Annotated in this window: 14 protein-coding genes; 7 read left to right on the forward strand and 7 right to left on the reverse strand. The window is 64.3% G+C overall.

Features of this window, described 5'->3' with window-relative positions:
• Positions 1-20 precede the first annotated feature (20 nt).
• On the reverse strand, positions 21-1,505 hold the full coding sequence (locus tag F3N42_RS00860) for a tryptophan halogenase family protein (RefSeq protein WP_150862478.1): 1,485 nt from the start codon (positions 1,503-1,505) through the stop codon (positions 21-23).
• Between the two features lie 80 nt (positions 1,506-1,585).
• Entirely contained in the window at positions 1,586-3,691 is a 2,106-nt protein-coding gene (locus tag F3N42_RS00865; protein WP_150862479.1) for a winged helix-turn-helix domain-containing tetratricopeptide repeat protein, read from the reverse strand.
• A 180-nt stretch (positions 3,692-3,871) separates the two neighbouring features.
• Here F3N42_RS00865 and F3N42_RS00870 point away from each other — a divergent pair, with 180 nt between their 5' ends.
• Positions 3,872-4,834, forward strand: a complete 963-nt coding sequence (locus F3N42_RS00870; protein ID WP_191621142.1) for an SMP-30/gluconolactonase/LRE family protein — start codon at positions 3,872-3,874, stop codon at positions 4,832-4,834.
• A gap of 91 nt (positions 4,835-4,925) precedes the next feature.
• On the opposite strand, the gene F3N42_RS00875 is transcribed toward F3N42_RS00870, so the two are convergent.
• Positions 4,926-5,639, reverse strand: coding sequence for a TMEM175 family protein (locus F3N42_RS00875; protein ID WP_150862481.1), 714 nt, complete (start codon positions 5,637-5,639; stop codon positions 4,926-4,928).
• On the reverse strand, positions 5,636-6,247 hold the full coding sequence (locus F3N42_RS00880) for an ArsR/SmtB family transcription factor (RefSeq protein ID WP_150862482.1): 612 nt from the start codon (positions 6,245-6,247) through the stop codon (positions 5,636-5,638). Before F3N42_RS00880 ends, F3N42_RS00875 begins: the two co-directional genes overlap by 4 nt.
• Positions 6,248-6,284: 37 nt before the next feature.
• On the opposite strand from F3N42_RS00880, the gene F3N42_RS00885 reads away from it, so the two are divergent.
• Positions 6,285-7,016: a CPBP family intramembrane glutamic endopeptidase gene (locus tag F3N42_RS00885; RefSeq protein WP_191621143.1), complete on the forward strand. Its 732-nt coding sequence runs from the start codon at positions 6,285-6,287 to the stop codon at positions 7,014-7,016.
• A gap of 9 nt (positions 7,017-7,025) precedes the next feature.
• Here the strand turns inward: F3N42_RS00885 and F3N42_RS00890 are convergent, their stop codons facing one another.
• Together F3N42_RS00890 and F3N42_RS00895 are read right to left on the reverse strand one after the other, a co-directional pair.
• On the reverse strand, positions 7,026-8,363 hold the full coding sequence (locus F3N42_RS00890) for an adenylate/guanylate cyclase domain-containing protein (RefSeq protein ID WP_150862484.1): 1,338 nt from the start codon (positions 8,361-8,363) through the stop codon (positions 7,026-7,028).
• Positions 8,364-8,428: 65 nt separating this feature from the next.
• Positions 8,429-10,069, reverse strand: coding sequence for an RNA polymerase sigma factor (locus tag F3N42_RS00895; RefSeq protein ID WP_150862485.1), 1,641 nt, complete (start codon positions 10,067-10,069; stop codon positions 8,429-8,431).
• A 154-nt stretch (positions 10,070-10,223) separates the two neighbouring features.
• On the opposite strand from F3N42_RS00895, the gene F3N42_RS00900 reads away from it, so the two are divergent.
• Entirely contained in the window at positions 10,224-10,808 is a 585-nt protein-coding gene (locus tag F3N42_RS00900; RefSeq protein ID WP_224784613.1) for a CIA30 family protein, read from the forward strand.
• A 2-nt stretch (positions 10,809-10,810) separates the two neighbouring features.
• The gene (locus F3N42_RS00905) at positions 10,811-12,022 is read left to right on the forward strand and encodes an acyltransferase family protein (RefSeq protein ID WP_150862486.1); all 1,212 of its coding nucleotides are present in this window, start codon (positions 10,811-10,813) and stop codon (positions 12,020-12,022) included.
• On the opposite strand, the gene F3N42_RS00910 is transcribed toward F3N42_RS00905, so the two are convergent.
• Positions 12,017-12,967: an AraC family transcriptional regulator gene (locus tag F3N42_RS00910; RefSeq protein WP_150862487.1), complete on the reverse strand. Its 951-nt coding sequence runs from the start codon at positions 12,965-12,967 to the stop codon at positions 12,017-12,019. The two genes, F3N42_RS00905 and F3N42_RS00910, sit on opposite strands and share 6 nt — an antisense overlap.
• Before the next feature lie 425 nt (positions 12,968-13,392).
• On the opposite strand from F3N42_RS00910, the gene F3N42_RS00915 reads away from it, so the two are divergent.
• Genes F3N42_RS00915 through F3N42_RS00925 form a run of 3 tightly spaced genes read left to right on the forward strand, consistent with a single transcriptional unit; the run spans position 13,393 to position 19,175 of the window.
• Positions 13,393-14,553 carry an efflux RND transporter periplasmic adaptor subunit gene (locus F3N42_RS00915; RefSeq protein ID WP_224784614.1) on the forward strand — a complete coding sequence of 387 codons (1,161 nt, stop codon included), beginning with the start codon at positions 13,393-13,395 and terminating at the stop codon, positions 14,551-14,553.
• Positions 14,554-14,578: 25 nt separating this feature from the next.
• Positions 14,579-17,779, forward strand: a complete 3,201-nt coding sequence (locus tag F3N42_RS00920; RefSeq protein ID WP_150862489.1) for an efflux RND transporter permease subunit — start codon at positions 14,579-14,581, stop codon at positions 17,777-17,779.
• The gene (locus F3N42_RS00925) at positions 17,772-19,175 is read left to right on the forward strand and encodes an efflux transporter outer membrane subunit (RefSeq protein ID WP_150862490.1); all 1,404 of its coding nucleotides are present in this window, start codon (positions 17,772-17,774) and stop codon (positions 19,173-19,175) included. Before F3N42_RS00920 ends, F3N42_RS00925 begins: the two co-directional genes overlap by 8 nt.
• Positions 19,176-19,231 lie beyond the last annotated feature (56 nt).

Here is a 19,231-nt window from a genome sequence, read left to right on the forward strand (position 1 = left end):
CCTGTAAGGGTGAGCGGTGCCTAAGCTAGCATGCCGATGAACTGCGCGTGCGATGGCATCGCGCCAATCGGCCTGGAAATGGATTGTCGCAGGCGAGCCAGCATGTCATCCACCTCTTCAAGCGCCGTCGCCGCGGCAATGGGATGGCATTCACCGGGGCGCACGCCCTGGCCTTCCAGCACTTGCAGCCACGACGGTATGCCGAACAGCGCCTCGCACTCCCTGAGCAGCTTTCCGGTCTCCCGGTAGAGCGAGATCTTGTGCGCCAGTTCGTGCGACAGTTCCATGCTCGCGCAATGTCGCCACAATTCCGAATCATCGCGATTGTTCAGGTGATAGTGGGCGATGATGAAATCACGGATCTGCGCCCATTCGTGCCGGACCTGGCGATTGAATTCATCCACCTCGAAACGGGAAATGCCCTGGTGGGGAAAGCACCAGATCAGGCGCAGGAGCGCGGAGTGCACAAGGTGAATGCTGGTCGATTCCAGCGGTTCCAGGAAGCCGCCCGACAGTCCGACCGCAACCACGTTCTTGTGCCAGGGGCGCTCGCGCACACCCACGCGGAAGCGGATCAGGTTGTAGTCGGTGGTGGCGTCGCCGTCGATACCGGATTCCAGGATCGCCCGGGCCTGGTCATCGCTGTATTCGCGGCTGGAGTACACCAGGCCATTGCCGGTGCGGCTCTGTAACGGGATCTGCCACTGCCAGCCGCCGGGGTGCGCGATTGAACGCGTATAGGGCGGCAGCGACGCCAGTTTGCCGGACTGCACCGCGACGGCCCGGTCACAGGGTAGCCAGTGGTCCCAGTCGATGAACTTCACACCCAGCGTCTGCTCGATGAGCAACGCGCGGAAGCCGCTGCAGTCGATAAACAGGTCGCCGCCCAGGGTGTCGTCGTTATCCAGGTGCAGTTGGGTCACGTGACCGCTTTCCGGGTCTGTTCGGACCGACTCCACCACCGCATCGATTCGCTCGACGCCCTTGCTGACGGCGTAATCCCTGAGGTAGTTCGCATACAGCGCCGCGTCAAAATGATAGGCGTAGTCCATCGCGGGCATGTCCGGCCCCGACCGGACCGGCGCGAAAAGGTGCCGGCGCGCCGCCTGGTAGTTCAGCGAGTAGTCCCAAAGGTCAACGTCCTTGCCGGCCAGCCGGGCCCTCAGGACATAGTGATGGAAGGGGCAGAACGACTGGTCTTTGCCCACTTCACCAAACGTGTGCATGTACAGGCTGTCCTTGCCGCCCCAGCCTTCGAACTGGATGCCCAGTTTGAAGGTGGCATCAACCTGGCGGATGAAGTGCTGTTCGCCCAGGTCCAGGCTCGAATTGAGTGTCTTGATGGTCGGAATGGTGGCTTCGCCCACGCCGATGGTGCCGATGCGGCTGGATTCAACCAGGCTGATCCGCGTGTCTGCGCCCAGGAACTGGACCAGCATGGCGGCGCTGATCCAGCCTGCCGTTCCACCTCCGAGAATGACCACGTGCCTGACGGTGTTTTTCATTGTTATTAGCCTGCGCCGTTCCGGGGACAATGTATCTCACTCCCGGCCCGGGATGACAGCCTCGGTGATCATTGCAGGGTTCAATCGTCCAGACTATTAACCAGGGTGACAAACGCCGGCGCTTCCCTGATCGCATCGTAGAAGGGCAAATGTGGTTCCATGAAAGGCATGACCATGCTCGGCCCGTCCAGGCCATCTCGCAGGCACTGCACCGTCGCGGCCGTGGCCCCGGCCATGCCCAGAACGCGGCAGGCGTAATCGGTGTTGTTCGCCAGGTTGGCCAGGTCCTGGCTGGCCTTTCGTTGCCAGGCGCGGACAAGGCGTTCGGTCTCGGACTGATCGCCATCAATGGCGGCCAGGTAGGCCAGGTTCATCACGTCGTACTCGTCGGTTTGAGGCGTGATCTCGTCGATACCCAGGCGCTCCCGGGCCTCGGCCAACAGGGGCTGCAGGCCTTCCGTGTCACCCATGAACCACAAGGTGACCATGTGGGCCAGGGTGGGTTCAGGCCACGGATGATGTGTCCAGGCCTGCGCCCCCGCGCTGCCGCTTTCAAAGGCGTCGATCACCTCGAGCGCGCCTTCGTAGTCCCGGGCGCCGATCGCGGCGTTCCAATGCAGGTCGGCCATTAAGGTATCGCCATGCTCGCGCTCAATCGCAGACAGCGCGCCAGGCAGGCCGGCCAGGTCACCGGTGTCCCGGAGCGAGAGCAGGGCCTGCGTGTAGTCCAGCTCCACGGTTCGGAAGGCGGCGTAATTGATGGCATCCAACGCTTCGTCGTATCGGTGCGTCACCATCAGGCTGGCGGAGAGCGCCAGGTTCCAGTAGGGGTTCATCGGGTCCAGCACGGACGCCAGCCGAACGGATTCGGCTTTGCCATCGAAGTCGCCCAGCCGGCGCTGGATCCAGGACTGGAGCTCCAGCACCTGGGGGTCGTTCGGATGCATGCCCCGGACCTGGCGGACCAGGTCTCCGGCCAGTGGGTAGTCACGCAGGGTGTAGTAGGTGTAATACGTTTGCGCCAGCAGGTGTTCTGCGGAACCGGGGGACAGTTTGCGAATGCGCTCAAGCAGGCCATTGAGATGGGCAATGGCCGAGGTCTCGCCCTTTTCAAAACCAGTGTAGCTGATCACGCCCACCAGTTCCGCCCAGGCGCGGACGAAACCCGGGTCCAGTTCAACGGCGGCCTCCAGGTATTCGCGGTAGGCCGGGTCTCCCATGCCATTGTTGAACCGGACCTGCAGGGCCTGGTGCCACGCGCGGTAGGCCGCCATGTTGTCGGTGGGCAACAGCTTGAGTTGGCTGGAGTCCTGCTCTGTCAGCTGGGTGTGCAGGGCGGTTGAGACCGCTTCGGTGATTTCGGACTGCACGGTGAACAGGTTGGTGGCGGACAGTTGACGGTCGTACTGGCCGGCCCAAAGGTGGCTGTCGTCCCGGGCATCGATCAACTGCATGTTGATTCGCACGTTGTCGCCGGAGCGTTGGATTCCGCCTTCAAGTATGGCGTCTGCCCGGAGTGCGCGGCCGATTTCACGGATGTTACGTTCCGTGCCCCGGTATCCCTGCACCGATGTTCGCGAGACGACCCGAAGCGACTGCAACTGGGCCAGGCGCGTCAGCAGGTCGTCATGCATGCCCTTGGCCAGGAATTCGCTGTCCTCGTCCAGGCTGGTGGTCATGAATGGCAGCACCGCGATCAGTGGTGTGTCCGTGGCCGAGAAAGGCCGGGCCGGCGGCGCTTCAGGCGGCCATGCCCGCTCGATGACGACGGCGGCAACGGCAATGAGTACGACGAGTACGACCCGTGCGGCCATCCCCCGCCGCGTTCTCCGTTGTGTTGATGGCGTTGTCTCCGGTCGGGTGACTTCGGTCTCGGCCGGAGGGAAGTGACTGACGAAGCCACGACGGACTACGGTCTCGATGTAGGCGTTGCGATCGTCCGGCGTCAGCGTGTGGCGCAGGATGGAAATACACCTGTTGATGGCATGGTCGGACACCAGCCGGCCATCCCAGGCGCCGTCGATCAGGTCGTCACGGGTTTGCAGGACGTCCTGGTGGTCCAGGAAAAAAGCCAGCAGCCGGGCCACCTGGGGCTCCAGCCTTGTCGTTGAGTCCGCGGTCGACAGGTCGCCCGTCAGCGCGTCAAAGCGCCACGGGCCAAAAGCATGTGTCGCCGCTTGATCCATCTTCAAACCTTCCCCTTGCTGGGCAAGAACGAACAATCAGGAAAAAATCAGGGTTCGATCAGGCCATTTCTCGCGGCGTGCTCCAGGGTATTGAACCAAGAGTGCGCACCGGGATTTTCCAACATCTTGTCCTGTGTGCATTTTAGACACAATTTACTTTTGTTGATTCGCGGGGGAAAAATGAACCGTAACAAACTGAAAATCCTGGTGCTTACAGCTGCTGTCCTGACCGCATTGTCGCCAGTCACACACGCGGGCAAGCAGATGTTTCCAAAGACTGTTCCAGTGCTCGATGGCTCTCCGCACGAGGGCTTCACCATCGGCAAGGGCACCACCGCGTACAGCGGCTCGGTGGACGGTTCAATCTACAGGGTCGACCTGCGCTCGGGCGAGGGTGAGGTCCTGGTTCCGCCGGTGCCGGACTTTGACGTCCTGACCGATTGCCAGAAGCTGGGCATGCGACTGGACCGGCGCAGCAACCTGCTGTTTGTCGCTGGCTGCTTCTACGGTGACGCCACGGTGTATGACGGCGATACCGGTGAGGTGGTCATGATCTACCAGCTGGCCGATTTGGGTCACGTGATCAATGACATCGCCATCACACGCGATACGGTGTATTTCACCGACTTCACTGCTCCGTTCCTGTACAGCCTGCCGCTGTCGAAAAACGGTCGGATACCGATGGAGCCTGACGCTGCGACGGCCATCCCGCTGGCTGGCGGCATCACCACCGGCAACGGCATCGTGGCGACGCCGGATGGTTCCACGTTGATTGTCGGTGATTCGCAGACGGCGCAGATCTACCGTGTCGACCCCACCACAGGGCAGTCCGACCTGATCGACGTGAATCCACCGCTGGTGGGCTTCATTGACGGCATCATCATGCGCGACAACCTGCTGTTCATCCTCACCCCCTTTGGTGATGGTTCCGGGGGGGACTGGGTCCAGGTGGTGGCGCTTGATGACGACCTGTTGACAGGTGAAATGCTGGGCAAAATCATCGATCCGGACATGGATGGTGTCGCCAGTGGTGCGTTTCATGGCGATGCGCTTTACGTCAATAACGCCCGTTACAACGACTGGCCGACCCCGGACACGGCCTACTGGATTACCCGGTTGAGTATTGACGACATCCAGCCGTGATTGTGGGAGCCCGCGATCTGTGCACACGAACCGGGTCAACCGGTTCGCAGAAGTGGGGGGCAGCGTGGCCGGGGTTCCGGCCACGCTTTGCTCAGAGCGTAGCTTTCATCCTTGCCAGCCGCCGTCCCACGATCGTTCCGTAGAGGGGCATGACGATGGGCAGCAGCAAATAGACCCAGCCGGGCACGGTCCACATTCGGTGTGGGGCAAACATCCCCATCAGGGCCGCCAGCAGTCCCACGCTGGCAAGGATGGACCAACTGCCCATTTCCGCCCGGGTGATAAACCGCTCGGTTACATTGAGCTCAAGTGCTTCGCGCTGTAACCACGCGCGCAGGTACAGTGCAAGGATGACCAGGCACATGGCGGCAAAGCCCAGGCTGTAGATGGCGAAAATGCCGTAAAGGTCGCCCAGTTCATCGATTCTGGCGCCGGCCGATAGCCGCCCGCCGGTAATCCATGCCGTGAATATGGACGTGACATAGCGCATCGGGTAGACGTAGCAGAGTACGGCGAACACCAGGACAAAGCTGAGCATCATGCTGGGAAAGTCTTCGAGGCCGTAGCGCCGGCTCCAGTTCCAGTGCCCGTGCCAGAACAGGAACAACAGCGCGCAGGACAGCCCGAATGCAGGAATGCCCTGCATTGCCGCGACGAGCTCGTCGTAGCTGGCCGGAATATGGTCGATGGACACCACCAAAAGGGTCAGCGCAAAGGCGAACGCGGCATCGGTGAACGTCTCTGTCCGCGTCATTTCGTTGCCGCGCAGGCGAAACCCAAGGCGATCTGATTCGTCTTGTCTCATGACGTGTTTTCCCGATTGCTTTTCTGCCCGGTCGGCGACGGATAAAACGCCAGGAATCCGGACCAGTTTGCGGTGCTCTCGTGGCTCGCTGTCGCTTGCCGTGACTCCAGGTCATCGGCCCAGTCCATCAGCCTTCGGTGCAAATCGTCCAGGTCAGCTGCGCTGACTTCCGCACGTAGGTGCAGGAATAACGGCTGCGGGCCGTCTGGGTGCGGTGATTGGCGGAAGTTTCTCATGGCTTCACCGATTTCCGTGGTCGCCCTGGTCAGGATGCCAGCCAGCATGGTGTCCAGCGTGTTGTCTTCCGGGGCAAACAGGTCCGGGTGGACTTCGAACCGGCGCGCCACGGCCTGGTAGTACTTTTCTACCGTGCCGCGTTTGGGCCGGGTGCGAACCAGGCGAACCAGTCCGGCAGCCTCCAGTGCTTCAACGTGTCTGTACAGGCGGGTTGGCTTCTCGCCCATGGCCTCTGCGACCTGCATGGTGGTCTTCGCCTCGCCACCCATGGCCTGCAGGATGCTGAGTTTCAGCGGGTCGGCCAGCAGTCGCGCCTGCTCCAGGTCGGCGATGGCCATGACGGCTTCAGGGCCAGTGCTAGTGCTTTTCATGTTGATTATTCATGTTAACGTGAATATTATTCTGTCCATGAACATACAATCATACGCCCCGGGCTGGCTCGATCACAGCCTTTTCATGCTGTTCGCGGTGCTGTGGCCCGCTTACGGCTTCTATAGCTACCGCCGTTACTGGGCTTTGCTCGTCTCCGGCCAACTGACCCGCCTGTCGATCTACCGCACCACGATGGTGATCCAGTGGACGTTCTTCTTTCTCTGTATCGCCATGTGGTTCGGGCAGGGGCGGGAGCCGGAAGCGCTTGGCCTGGGCATGAAGGTCGACACGGGAATGATCATCGCCGCCATTGTCACCGCGGTCGCGATTGCGCTCATGATCGTGCAATTCAGGGCCCTGGCGGGTGATGACCCCGGGAAGCGGGAACAGCTTGCTGCGCAGCTGGATGGCGTGGAGCCCCTCCTGCCCCATACCCTGCGGGAAAGACGGGCCTTCTTCGGCCTGAGCCTGACCGCTGGCGTGGTCGAGGAGTTGCTCTGGAGGGGATTCCTGATCGGCTATCTCGCGTACTGGATGCCCGCCTGGCTGGCGGCCATTGTCGCCACCGTCCTGTTTGGGCTCGGCCATGCTTACCAGGGGCTGTCGGGTGTGCCCCGGGTGATGCTGGTCGGCGGCTTTCTGGCCGCGTTATACCTGCTTTCGGGCTCGCTCTGGCTACCCATGATCCTGCACGTGGCCATTGATGCGATCCAGGGCTACTACGTGCACCAGTACCTGCGTCGCAATGACGGTCGTGCGGTGGCATGAACCGCTCACTCACAGCACCTCGAACAGGCTCCACTCGCCGTCCACCCCCTTGAGGGCGAAGTCACCCAGCGGTGAGAACTTCAGCCCGGAGCCGGCGACCAGGTCGGACACGGTTCGTGATACCAACACCTGGCCCGGCTCGGCCAGGGCGGCGACCCGGGCGCCGATATGCACGGCGATGCCGGTGACCTTGCGCTTGCCATGGCGCTCCACTTCGCCGGTATGCAGTCCGGCGCGGATGTCGAGCCCCAGGGCCCGGACTTCGTCCCGAATGGACAGCGCACAGCGCGCGCCCCGGGCCGGGCCGTCGAAGGTGGCGAAAAAGCCGTCGCCGGCGTTGTCGACTTCCTTGCCGCGGAAGCGCTGCAGTTGGGCGCGGACCACGGCATGGTGTTTGGCCAGCAACTCACTCCAGGCCTGGTCGCCCATCCTGGCGGCCAGCTCGGTGGAGCCGGCGATATCGGTGAACATGACCGTGGACAGCACGCGGTCGTGCCGTTGGGCCTCGGTGGTGCCGGCCAGGAACTGGCCGACGGCATCCAGCATCGCCACCGTGTCGCCGGCGTGGAACAGGTGTTCGTTGCCGGGGATCTCGACCATCGTGGCGCCCGGAATGTTGTCGGCCAGGTAACGGCCGCCATCGACCCGCATGTACGGGTTGTCGCTGCGGTGCAGCACCAGGGTCGGCATCTTCAGGGTGCCCAGCACGTGCCGCGTGTCCATCTCGTAGGTGGTGGGATACATGGCCGCGAATTGCGCCGGGCTCATGGCCAGCCGTTCCAGGCGCGCACGGCGCTGGATGAAGGAGCGGCTGATGGCCAGGTCGGGGGCCAGGTCGCGCGCGCTTTCGCCGGTGCACCATGTCCTGATGCCGTGGTCGATGAATTTTCGCTGGGCGACCTCTTCCGGCATACCCTCGGGATAGCCGGGGGCGCGAAGGCGCCTGGCACAGGTGTCGACCAGAACCAAGGCACGGCAGCGGTTGGGGCGCGTGGCCGCGAACAGGGTGGCCATGCTGCCGCCCTCGGCATGGCCGATGATGGCGGCGGCATCGGAGTCCAGGTCGTTCATGACCGTCACGATGTCCTGCATCCATTCTTCGGGTGTGGGGATGGCGCCCAGCGGCACCGGGTCGGACAGGCCGCTGCCGCGCTTGTCAAACAGGATCAGGCGGCCGAATGAAGAGAGTGTCTCGAAAAACCGGGCGATGCTGGGCTCTTCGGCCATGACCTCCAGGTTGGTCACCCAGTCGGGGATGAAAATGATGTCGAGTTCACCGCTGCCCATGACCTGGTAGGCGACGTACTGGCCGTCACGGTTGGCGACATAGCGGACGGGTTCAAACATGGATTTTCCCGGGCGACAACGTGGTTCCTTAAGCCATCATAGCCGGGACAGGTTGCTTTGCGGGGTCAGTGGCCGTCATTTTCCTGCTTGTAACGCCGTCTCACTGCACGGGCATACAGCACGACCGGAACAATGACCAGGGCGGCGATCAGCAGTAGCGCGACCGGCTGCGTGGCCTGGGTGCTCGCCAGGTCGAGCAACTCGGCTGCACGTTCGCTGTTGGTTTCTTGGGCGACGGCGACGGGGGCGATCGCCGCGTCATGGGCAATGGCAAAGCCGCCTCCCAGGGCGCCGTCCCAGCCCAGCGCCGACAGCGATCCATAGGCGCGAAAGCCGATGGCCGCCGCGCCGATGGCCAGCAGGCCCACGCCGACAGTGCCCACGCCGACCAGGCCGAAGCCGACTGCGCCTACGGTGACCACGCCCACGGAAACAATACCCACGCTGATCATGCCCACTGCATAGCCGCCCCAGGCGAACAGGATGCCGTATGCGCGCTCGCCGGCGGCGATCCAGCCGGTGGCGGGGGTCTCGCCTTCCTCGGCCATCGCGAACTTGATGTGCACCAGCGGCAGGCCGAACAGGCTGGCGCGGCTGCGGTATTCCCGCCGCGGCGCGTCGACCTGGTCGGCCTCGGCGGTAAACCGTTCGGGCCGTCGCGCTCGTTCCGCGGATCTCAGCCGGCGCATACCGCCCATCAGGCGCGCCGTCAGCGCGATGTAGCCGGCGATAAAGCCAAGGACAATGACCTGGGCCGTCCATGCCATGGGAACGGCCAGTGCCGGATGGTTGCGGGTGAATTGCACCATGCCCAGCAGGGCCACCGCAAACAGCAGCGCGACACCCATGAACGCCACGACGGTGCGTATAACCTGCCGGCGTTCCCTTTTTGTCCGTACCCGGTCCAGCGTCGCGCGCAACGCGAAGGCCGAGCTGATGAATCCCGAGGCCGAGGCCAGGAACGCGGCCAGCCCGGTCCACTTGATGGCCGAGCCGGCCTGGGTGGCCACGGCGCCGGCGCCCATGGCCTTCGCCGGTGTGGCCACCATGGCGGCGGGCAGGGCGGCGATCACGCCCGCGGTGAAAATATGGCCGGGTGTGCTTCGTGTCAGGGCATCTTCCACGAAGCGCATCATGCGTTCCTGCAGCATCTTGCGGCCGCGCGACAGGCGTTGCTTCACGGTGGCCTCGCTCAGGTCCAGGTCCTGCGCGACCTGGGCCATCGAGCGTTGTTCGCGGTAATAGAGCACCATCACTTCGCGGTAGTTTTCCGGCACGTTCTCGAGCGCCTGCCAGAGCAGCGCCTGTTGTTCGTCATCCATGGCCTGTTCCTCGACGCCGGCGGCGTCGGTGGGCAAGTGCACCACCGTGTCCAGCGCCTGCGCGGCGGCCATTGGGCGGCGCGATTCGCTGCGGTGGTGATGGCTGAGCTTGAATCGCAGGATGCCGCAGAGCCAGGCCTTCAGCTTTTCCGGTTCGGCCAGCGTGGGCAGCTTGTGCCAGGCCTCGATAAAGGCCTCCTGGGCCAGGTCTTCGCTCTGGGCAATATTGCCAAGCGAGGCATAGGCCACGGAGCAGAGCAGCCGCTGGTAGCGGTCAACCACGTGGCCAAAGGCCTGGCGATCACCCCCCAGCGACGCTGCGACCAGGTCGGCATCGGTTGCGCGGTTTCCGCGCGGGCCGTCGATTTGCGAATTCTTGAGCATCGGTCATTAAGTGCCCGGAACCCGGATGAAGGTGACAGAAACTTTTCTGGATGACAATTCTGCGTAGTGAGCCGGTGGCTAAATGTGTTGTCACCTTTTGGCGGGATTCGGGCACTTGTTGGCTGTACGACCCATTCAACAGGAGAACCCGATCATGAGTTTCATTCGCTACCCGATGACTTCGCTGGCCGCCATGGCCATCTGTTTCACCGCCACCAGCTGGGCCGCGGAATCTGCCCCCGTCGTGGATGACTTCAGCAGCGCCGGGGCCACGTCCCGCGGCGTGCCCCGCTTCTTTATCACCGACACCAGCGCCGGCGGCCAGACCACCCAGGCGCCCACGGTTGCGGAAGGCGTCCTGACGGTGAAGGGTGAGATCTCGCCGGCACGCGGTCAGCCGGGTTGGGCCAGCGCAGCGTTGCCGCTGGCGCCCCAGGGACAGCCCTTCGACGCCAGCGACTTCGAAGGCATCCGGCTGCGGGTCCGCATCAACAAGGGCAACCTGTCGGTGTCGGCCAACAGCGCCGAGGTCACCAACTTCGACTTCCATGCCGCGATCATCAGCCCGGCCAGTGGTGGCGATTTCCAGGACGTGAAGATTCCCTTCGACTCGATGAAACGGGCATGGTCCGAGCAGACGCCGCTGAACCCGGCCACGCTGACCGGCATCAGCCTGGTGGCTTATGACGTGCGTCCGGCCGAGTTCGAATACGAGGTCGACGAGGTCGGGTTCTACTGATCATGGCATCCCCGGCCACAAGGATTGATTACCTGGATGGCGTCAGGGCGTTCGCCCTGCTGCTGGGTATCGTCTTCCACGCCAGCCTGTCGTTCATGCCGGTGTACATCGGCTGGGCGGTCATGGACGTGTCCACTGGCGACATCGTTCCGGTGTTCGTTCTGGTCAGTCACTCGTTCCGCATGGAGCTGTTCTTCCTGGTGGCCGGGTTCTTCAGCCGCATGACCCTGCAACGCAAGGGCATGCAGGACTTCCTGTCCTCGCGCCTATTGCGCATCGGCCTGCCGTTCGTGGCCGGCTGGTTCGTGTTGCGGCCGCTGCTGGTCAGCGGCTGGATCCTGGGTGGCCAGAGCCTGCGCGGGGATGTTGATGTCGCCGCGGCGCTGGAAGCCGGTTTCGCGACCTTCGGGTCGCTGCCGGCCGGGCTGTTTGTCGGCACCCACCTGTGGTTCCTGTACTACCTGCTGCTGATCACCGCTTTGACCCTGCTGGTTCGTGGTTGCGTGGGTGTGTCCGGGTCGCTGAGCCACACCGGCAGCAGGGTGCTGGATACCCTCACGGCCTGGGTGGCGCGATCGCGGGCCGGCTTGCTGGTCGCCGCGCTACCCGTGGCCGGCTGCCTCTGGTTCATGGACAACTGGGGTATGGATACGCCGGACCGGTCGCTGGTTCCGGATCTGCAGGTACTGGCGGTCTATGGCGGTTTTTTCGTCTTTGGCTGGTGCCTGCAGCGCGTTCCGGTGCGGATGGATGACCTGTCTCGCCTGTCAGCCTGGCGACTGGTCTGCCTGGTGGTTGCGCTGGTCGTGACCGTCTTCCTGGCGGACGTCCAGTCGGAGCCCACGCATGCCCGCTATGCATGGCTGCGCGGGGTGTTCGTGTTCACGTACGCGGTGATGATGTGGCACCTGGTGGCTGCCAGCATCGGCCTGTTCAGGCGGTTTTTTGATCGTCCCAGCCCGGTGGTGCGCTACCTGGCGGATGCGTCCTACTGGCTGTACCTGGTGCACCTGCCGTTGGTGGTGTGGCTGCAGGTGATGGTGGCCGAGTGGCCGCTGCACTGGAGCATCAAGCTGGCGGTGGTCTGCCTGGCCACGGTTGGCCTGTCGCTGCTGGTCTACGACGCGGTCGTACGCTCGACCTGGGCGGGCAAAGTGTTGAACGGCCGGCGGCGGCCGAGAGTGATCTTCGGCCGCGCCAGAAGTGGCCTATAGCTGGGTGTGCGCCTGCGCCCGCAGGCGCCCGATCTCGGTACGCGGCGGCGCGCCGAACAGCCGGCGGTACTCGCGGCTGAACTGTGACGGGCTCTCGTAGCCCACCTGGTAACTGGCCGATGCGGCCTCCAGGCCCTCGGTCAGCATCAGGCGTCGCGCTTCGTTCAGGCGCAGCATCTTCTGGTACTGCAGCGGCGACATCCGCGTGACCCGCTTGAAGCTGTGATACAGGCTTGATTCGCTCATGTTGACCTGCTCGGCCAGGTCGCCGACGCGCATCGGCTCATTGAAGCGATCCTGGAGGATGCCGATCACCTGGGAGATACGTTGTTCCTGCGGGTCGATGGTGGCGAACCTGCGGATATGCGGGCCCAGTTCGCCCATCAACGCCCGGTAAAGAATTTCGCGCCGCGCCATCGGTGCGAGCACGGGGATGTCGTCCGGCTTTTCGAGCAGGCCCAGGAGTCGCTCCAGGGCGAGCTGCATGTCGTTGCCCATGACAGCCTGGGTCAGGCCGCAGGACTTGTCACAGGGCATGTCGCGGTCACATTGAGGCGCCGAGCCACTGGTCTCCATCAGCAACTGCGTCAATTCTTCGGGCTGGACGGTCAGCTTCAGGCCCATGTACGGGTGTTCGGGGCTGGCGTCGATATGGTTGACCAGCACCGGCAGGTGCACGGTGGCAAACAGGTAGGAGAACGGCTCGAAGCGGATATTCCGGTCGCCCAGTTGCACGTCCTTGGCGCCCTGGATGCCAAAAAACAGCGACGGCTCGTAGGTCCCCGCCTGGCAGGTCGTGTTCGAATCGGAGCGGAACAGGCAAAGCCCGGGGATATCCGTTTCGATTTTTCCGGGACCGGAAAACTGGCGACTGACAAGCCGCACCAGGCGTTCGTTGACGACGCCATTCTGGCCTTCCTTGAGTGGTGAGATGTCGGCTGCCATGGTCGTATTCCAGGATTCGTGACTCGAATGATTATTGAGTATAGGGGCGGCCCGGAAGGGTCGACAGGATCGATCCAATCTATTGCAGAAATAGGCAATCAATAGGCAGGATCAGGCAATTGGTATGCCATTTGGCATACGGAGAGTGTACAAGGGTCCATCACAGGTCATCAATTGAACATTGGCCTGAAACCTTGTTGTCACATAAGCAATGCATGAATATAGTCACTGTCCAGGTGCAGCGAATTGACCTGCTTTTGCAGAAACAGGCAATCAATGAGCAGTATCTCGCTACCCCCGGCCAGCCCATCACCCGTAATCTTTCCTCCGTAACAGGAAGACCTGAATCGGTCTTCCCATATTGATTCTGCGACCAAGTTTCGGGGGCGAAAACCATGCAATCTCTCTTACTCCGGCAGTTGCCGGTGACACACCGATTGGGCCAGTTCGCGCTGGCGGCGCTGGCTACTGCTGTGCTGGCGGGCTGTGATGTCCAGGGCGCGACCGGGCAGGACGCACCGCCACCGCCGGAAGTCGACGTGGCGGCAGTGCTGGTCGAGGCCGTGACCATCAACGAGACCTTCACGGGTCGGCTGGAAGCCCCCGAAACGGTCGAGTTGCGGCCGCGGGTGAGCGGCTATATCGAGTCGGTGACGTTCACCGAGGGTGAACTGGTGGACGCCGGCGACGTGCTGTTCGAGATCGACGCGCGCCCCTATGAAGCCCGTGCCCGGGCGGCCCGCGCCGAACTCGAAGGCGCGCGCAACCAGTTGCAACTGGCTGGCCAGGAAGCCGAGCGGGCCCGGGAACTGATGGACGACCGCGCCATTTCCCGCGAGGAACATGACCAGCGCGTAGCCGCCCTGGCCGATGCGCAGGCGCGCGTCGCGCTGGCCGAGGCCACGGTTGAGACCGCGGAGCTGGATCTCGAGTACACCCGCGTGATCGCGCCGGTCAGTGGTCGCGCCGGCCGCGCGCTGGTGACCCGCGGCAACCTGGCCAACGCCAACCAGTCACTGCTGACGACCATCGTGTCAGTGAACCCGCTGCACGTTTACTTCAACAGCAACGAGTCGGATGCCCACGGCAGCCGCCAGCTGGTGGATCCGCGTGCAGGCACGCCGGTGCGCGTGACCCTGGGCGGCGCAACGGAAACGAACCGCATGGCGACGCTGGACTACATCGATAATCGTGTCGACCCGGCCACGGGCACGCTGACGTTTCGTGCCGAATTGCCGAACCCCGACGGACTGTTCACACCGGGCCAGTTTGCCCGTGTCGACATGCCCGTGACCCGTCTCGACCAGGCCATCCTGGTGGACCGCAAGGCCGTGCTGACCGACCAGGACCGTCGCTATGTCTACGTGATTGGCGACGACAACACCGCGGCTCGCCGCGACGTCGTGCCCGGGTCCGAGGCCGGTAGCCTGCTGGTGATCAATGCCGGGCTGGAGCCCGGTGACCGGGTGGTCGTTAACGGCACCCAGCGCATCTTCTTCCCGGGCATGCCCGTGAGCCCCAACCCGGTGGCGATGCGGCCGGGCGCGGGCGATGACAGCGCCGCCGTGGCGCAGAACCAGCGCTGAGACAGGCCCAGGGGAGGACCACGCCATGAATTTCTCACGTTTTTTCCTTGACCGGCCGATCTTCGCTGCGGTGCTGTCGATCGTCATCTTCGCGATCGGCCTGATCGCCATTCCCAGCCTGCCGGTGAGCGAGTACCCCAACGTGGTGCCGCCCTCGGTGATGGTGCAGACGGTCTACCCCGGCGCCAACCCGAAAGAGATCGCCGATACCGTGGCGACGCCGCTGGAAGAATCCATCAGCGGTGTCGAGGACCTGATGTACTACAAGTCAGTGGCCGGCTCCGACGGCGTGCTGCAGATGACGGTGACATTCCGGCCGGGCACCGACCCGGACGATGCCACCGTGCGGGTGCAGAACCGGGTCAGCCAGACGCTGGCACGCCTGCCCGAAGCGGTGCGGCGGCAGGGTGTCACCACGCAGAAGCAGTCACCGACCTTCCTGATGGTCGTTCACCTGGTCTCGCCGGATAATCGCTACGACACGCTGTACCTGCGAAATTACGCGCGCCTGCACGTGCGTGACCGGCTGGCGCGGATCCCCGGTGTGGGTGACGCGCAGCTGTTTGGTGGCGGCGACTATGCCATGCGTGCCTGGCTGAACCCGGAGAAGGTGGCCGCGCGCGGGCTGACCGCCAACGATGTCATCGGCGCCATGCGCGAACAGAATGTCCAGGTGTCGGCCGGTCAGCTGGGTGCGGAACCGATGCCGGGCAGCGAGTTCCTGACCCTGATCAATGCCCAGGGCCGCCTGGAAACCGTCGACGAGTTCGGCGATATCGTGCTCAAAACGGGCGCACGCGGCGAGATCGTCCGCCTGGCCGATGTAGCTCGGCTGGAATTGGGCGCGGGCAGTTACAGCCTGCGCTCCAAGCTGGACGGCCAGGAGGCTGTGGCCATCGGTATCTTCGAGGCGCCCGGCGCCAACGCGCTGGAAATTCGCGAGCAGGTCATCGCCGCCATGGACGAGATGTCCGTGTCGTTCCCCGAGGGCGTTGAATACCGCAGCATCTACGACACCACCGTGTTCGTCAGCGAGTCCATCCGTTCGGTGATCTCCACGCTGCTGGAAGCGGTGCTGCTGGTGGTGCTGGTGGTGACGCTGTTCCTGCAGACCTGGCGCGCGTCAATCATTCCCCTGCTGGCGGTGCCGGTATCCATTGTCGGCACCTTCGCCGCCCTTTTCCTGCTGGGTTATTCCATTAACTCCCTGGTGCTGTTCGGGCTGGTGCTGGCCATCGGTATCGTCGTCGATGACGCCATCGTCGTGGTCGAGAACGTCGAGCGCAATATCGAGGAAGGCCTGACCCCGCTGGCCGCCGCCCACCAGGCCATGCGCGAGGTCTCCGGGCCCATCGTCGCCATCGGACTGGTACTTTGCGCGGTGTTTGTACCGATGGCCTTCCTGGATGGCGTGACCGGCCAGTTCTACCGCCAGTTCGCCGTCACCATCGCGATTTCGACGGTGATCTCGACGATCAACTCGCTGACCCTGTCACCGGCGCTCGCGGCTCGCCTGCTGCAGCCGAAAGGCGCGGAGAAGGACGGCCTGACCCGCCTGATCGACGCGATGTTCGGCTGGGTGTTCCGGCCCTTCAACCGCCTGTTCAACTCGGCATCGGAAAAATACCAGGGCACGGTGTCGCGTTCGCTGACGCGCCGGGGCGCGGTGTTCGTGATCTATATCGGCCTGCTCGCGGCCACGGCCGGCATGTTCCAGTCGGTGCCCGGCGGCTTTATCCCGATCCAGGACAAGATGTACCTGATGGCCGGCGTCAAGCTGCCCGAGGGCGCGTCGCTGAACCGCACCGACGAGATGCTGCAGGAAGTCATCGACATCGCCCTGGACATCGACGGCGTGGAGCACGCGGTAGCGTTTCCGGGGCTGAACGGCCTGCAGTTTACCAACACGTCCAACACCGGCGTGGTGTTCTTCCCGCTGTCGCATTCATCCGAGCGCGAGCTGAGCGCCGAGGAGATCAACGCGCGTATCAACCAGGGTATCGCCGGACTGAAAGGCGGCCAGGCGTTTGCCTTCATGCCGCCGCCCATCCAGGGCCTGGGCAACGGTTCCGGATTCCAGCTGTTTATCGAGGACCGTGCCGACCTGGGCTACGGCGCGCTGCAGAATGCCGTCAACGCGTTCCAGGGCACCATCGTGCAGACGCCCGGCTTTGGCTTCCCCATCAGCAGTTACCAGGCCAATGTGCCGCAGCTGGACGCGGTGGTCGACCGCGCCAAGGCGAAAGCGCAGGGCGTGCCGCTGGACGAACTGTTCGGCACCCTGCAGACCTACCTGGGCTCGACCTACGTTAACGACTTCAATCGTTTTGGCCGCACCTGGCAGGTGATGGCGCAGGCCGACGGGGAGTTCCGCGACAGTGTCGAGGACATCGCCCGGTTGCGCACGCGCAATGCCAACGGCGACATGGTGCCGATCGGCTCCATGGTGGATATCCGCGAGAGTTACGGCCCGGACCCGGTGCTGCGCTACAACGGCTACCCGGCCGCCGACCTGGCCGGCGAAGCCGACCCGCGCGTGTTGTCGTCCGGCCAGTCGATGGACGCGTTGCAGGACATCGCGGCAAACGTGCTGCCGCCCGGCATGACATTCGAGTGGACCGACCTGAGTTTCCAGCAGGCCACCCAGGGCAATGCCGCGCTGCTGGTGTTCCCGCTGGCGATCCTGCTGGTATTTCTGGTGCTCGCGGCGCTGTATGAGAGCTGGGTACTGCCGCTGGCGGTGATCCTGATCGTGCCGATGTGCATGCTCTCGGCGCTGGCAGGGGTGTGGCTCACCGGTGGCGACAACAACATCTTCGTGCAGGTGGGACTGGTGGTGCTGATCGCGCTGGCGTGCAAGAACGCCATCCTGATCGTCGAATTCGCCCGCGACCTGGAACTGCGCGGCCAGGGCATCGTCGAGGCGGCGCTGGAAGCCTGCCGCCTGCGCCTGCGGCCGATCGTCATGACCTCGATCACGTTCACCGCGGCCGTCGTTCCGCTGATGCTGGCCACGGGCGCCGGCGCCGAGGTGCGGCAGGTGCTGGGCGTAGCGGTGTTCGCCGGCATGCTGGGCGTGACTGCCTTCGGCCTGTTCCTGACGCCGGTGTTCTACGTCGCCCTGCGCAAGCTGTCGGGCAGCCGCCCGCTGGCCAGTCACGGCGACCTGCCGGGGGCGACACACGACAACGAGGCTGTCATCCAGCCGGGAGAGTCCCATGCGTAGGCTGATCATCGCCGGCGCTGCAGCGTTGCTGTCCGCCTGCGCCGTCGGGCCAGACTACGAGCGCCCGGAAACCCAAGCGCCGGCCGAGTTCGACCTGGCCCGCGACCACCAGCTGGACGCCAGCAGTGAGCAGCTGTTCTGGGGTGGCTTTGGCGACCCGCTGCTGGCCGAACTGGTGCAGCAGACCCTGGACGCGAACCAGGCCCTGGCCGCCGCGCTGGCGCGCTATGACCGCGCCTCGGCGCTGCTTGAGGGTGCGGAACGCGGCCAGTGGCCCAACGTTTCGGCCCAGGCCGACGGGGCGAAGCTGAGGCTGGCCGACAGCGAGCGGATTCCCCCGGGCGCCGGCCCCCGCCGCGTCGACAGCTACAGTGCCGGCCTGGTTGCGGATTGGGAACTGGACCTGTTCGGGCGGCTGCGCCGCATCACCGAGTCACAGCGTGCCGAGCTGGACGCCACGGCTGCCGACGTGGCCGCCGTCCAGGTCGCACTGGTCGGACAGCTGGCCAGCAGCTATTTCGAGCTGCGTGGCCTGCAGCAGCTGTACGCGGTGGTCGAAGCCAACGTCAGTCTGCAACGCGAAGCCGTGGATATTGTCACGGCGCGGCTGGACGCCGGTCGCGGCACCGAGTTCGACCAGGTCCGCGCCCAGGCGCAGCTTGAGCGCATCAATGCCGGGCTGCCACTGCTTCGGGCCAGTATCCGCGTGGCCATGCATCGCATCGCGGTGCTCACCGGCCAGTCCCCGGATGCGCTGGTCGACGTGCTGGCGCCGGTGAAGGCGCTGCCGGGTGAGCGGCCGGTGATCGCCGCCGGCACCCCCGGCGACCTGCTGCGCCGGCGCCCCGATATCGCCGCCGCCGAACGCCGCCTGGCCGCGGCCACGGCACGCATCGGCGTGGCCACGGCGGATTTGTACCCGCGCTTCACGCTCAGTGGCCTGCTGGGCACCGTGGCCCCGGAGGCCGGTGACCTGTTCTCCGATGGCACCGGTTCGCGCGCCGTCGCCCTGGGTGTCGACTGGACCTTCCTGAACTACGGCTACGTCCGCTCGCGCATCGACGCGGCCGACGCCGAGAGCCGCGAGGCCCTGGCCAACTACCAGCAGACCGTGCTGACCGCTCTTGAAGACACTGAATCCAGCCTGGTGCGTTACCAGCAGAGCCGGCAACGCACCGAGCACCTGTTACTGGCCGTCGAGGCGGCCACCGAGGCTGCTCGACTGGCGCGGGTCCGTTACGAGCGCGGTTTCATCGGCTACTTCGAAGTGCTGTCGGCCGACCAGGAATTGGTCTCCGTGCGTGACGTGGCGGTGCAGAGCCAGACGGCCGAGGTGCTGGCCATGGTCGATGTGTACCGGGCGCTGGCCGGCGCGCCTGGACCGTTGGCCCTGTAAACCAAAACACCGCGGGCCCGGGTTTGACCCGGGCCCGCGGCCAGTTCATGCCCGGA

It is taken from the genome of Marinihelvus fidelis (assembly GCF_008725655.1).
Taxonomy (GTDB): domain Bacteria; phylum Pseudomonadota; class Gammaproteobacteria; order Xanthomonadales; family SZUA-36; genus Marinihelvus; species Marinihelvus fidelis.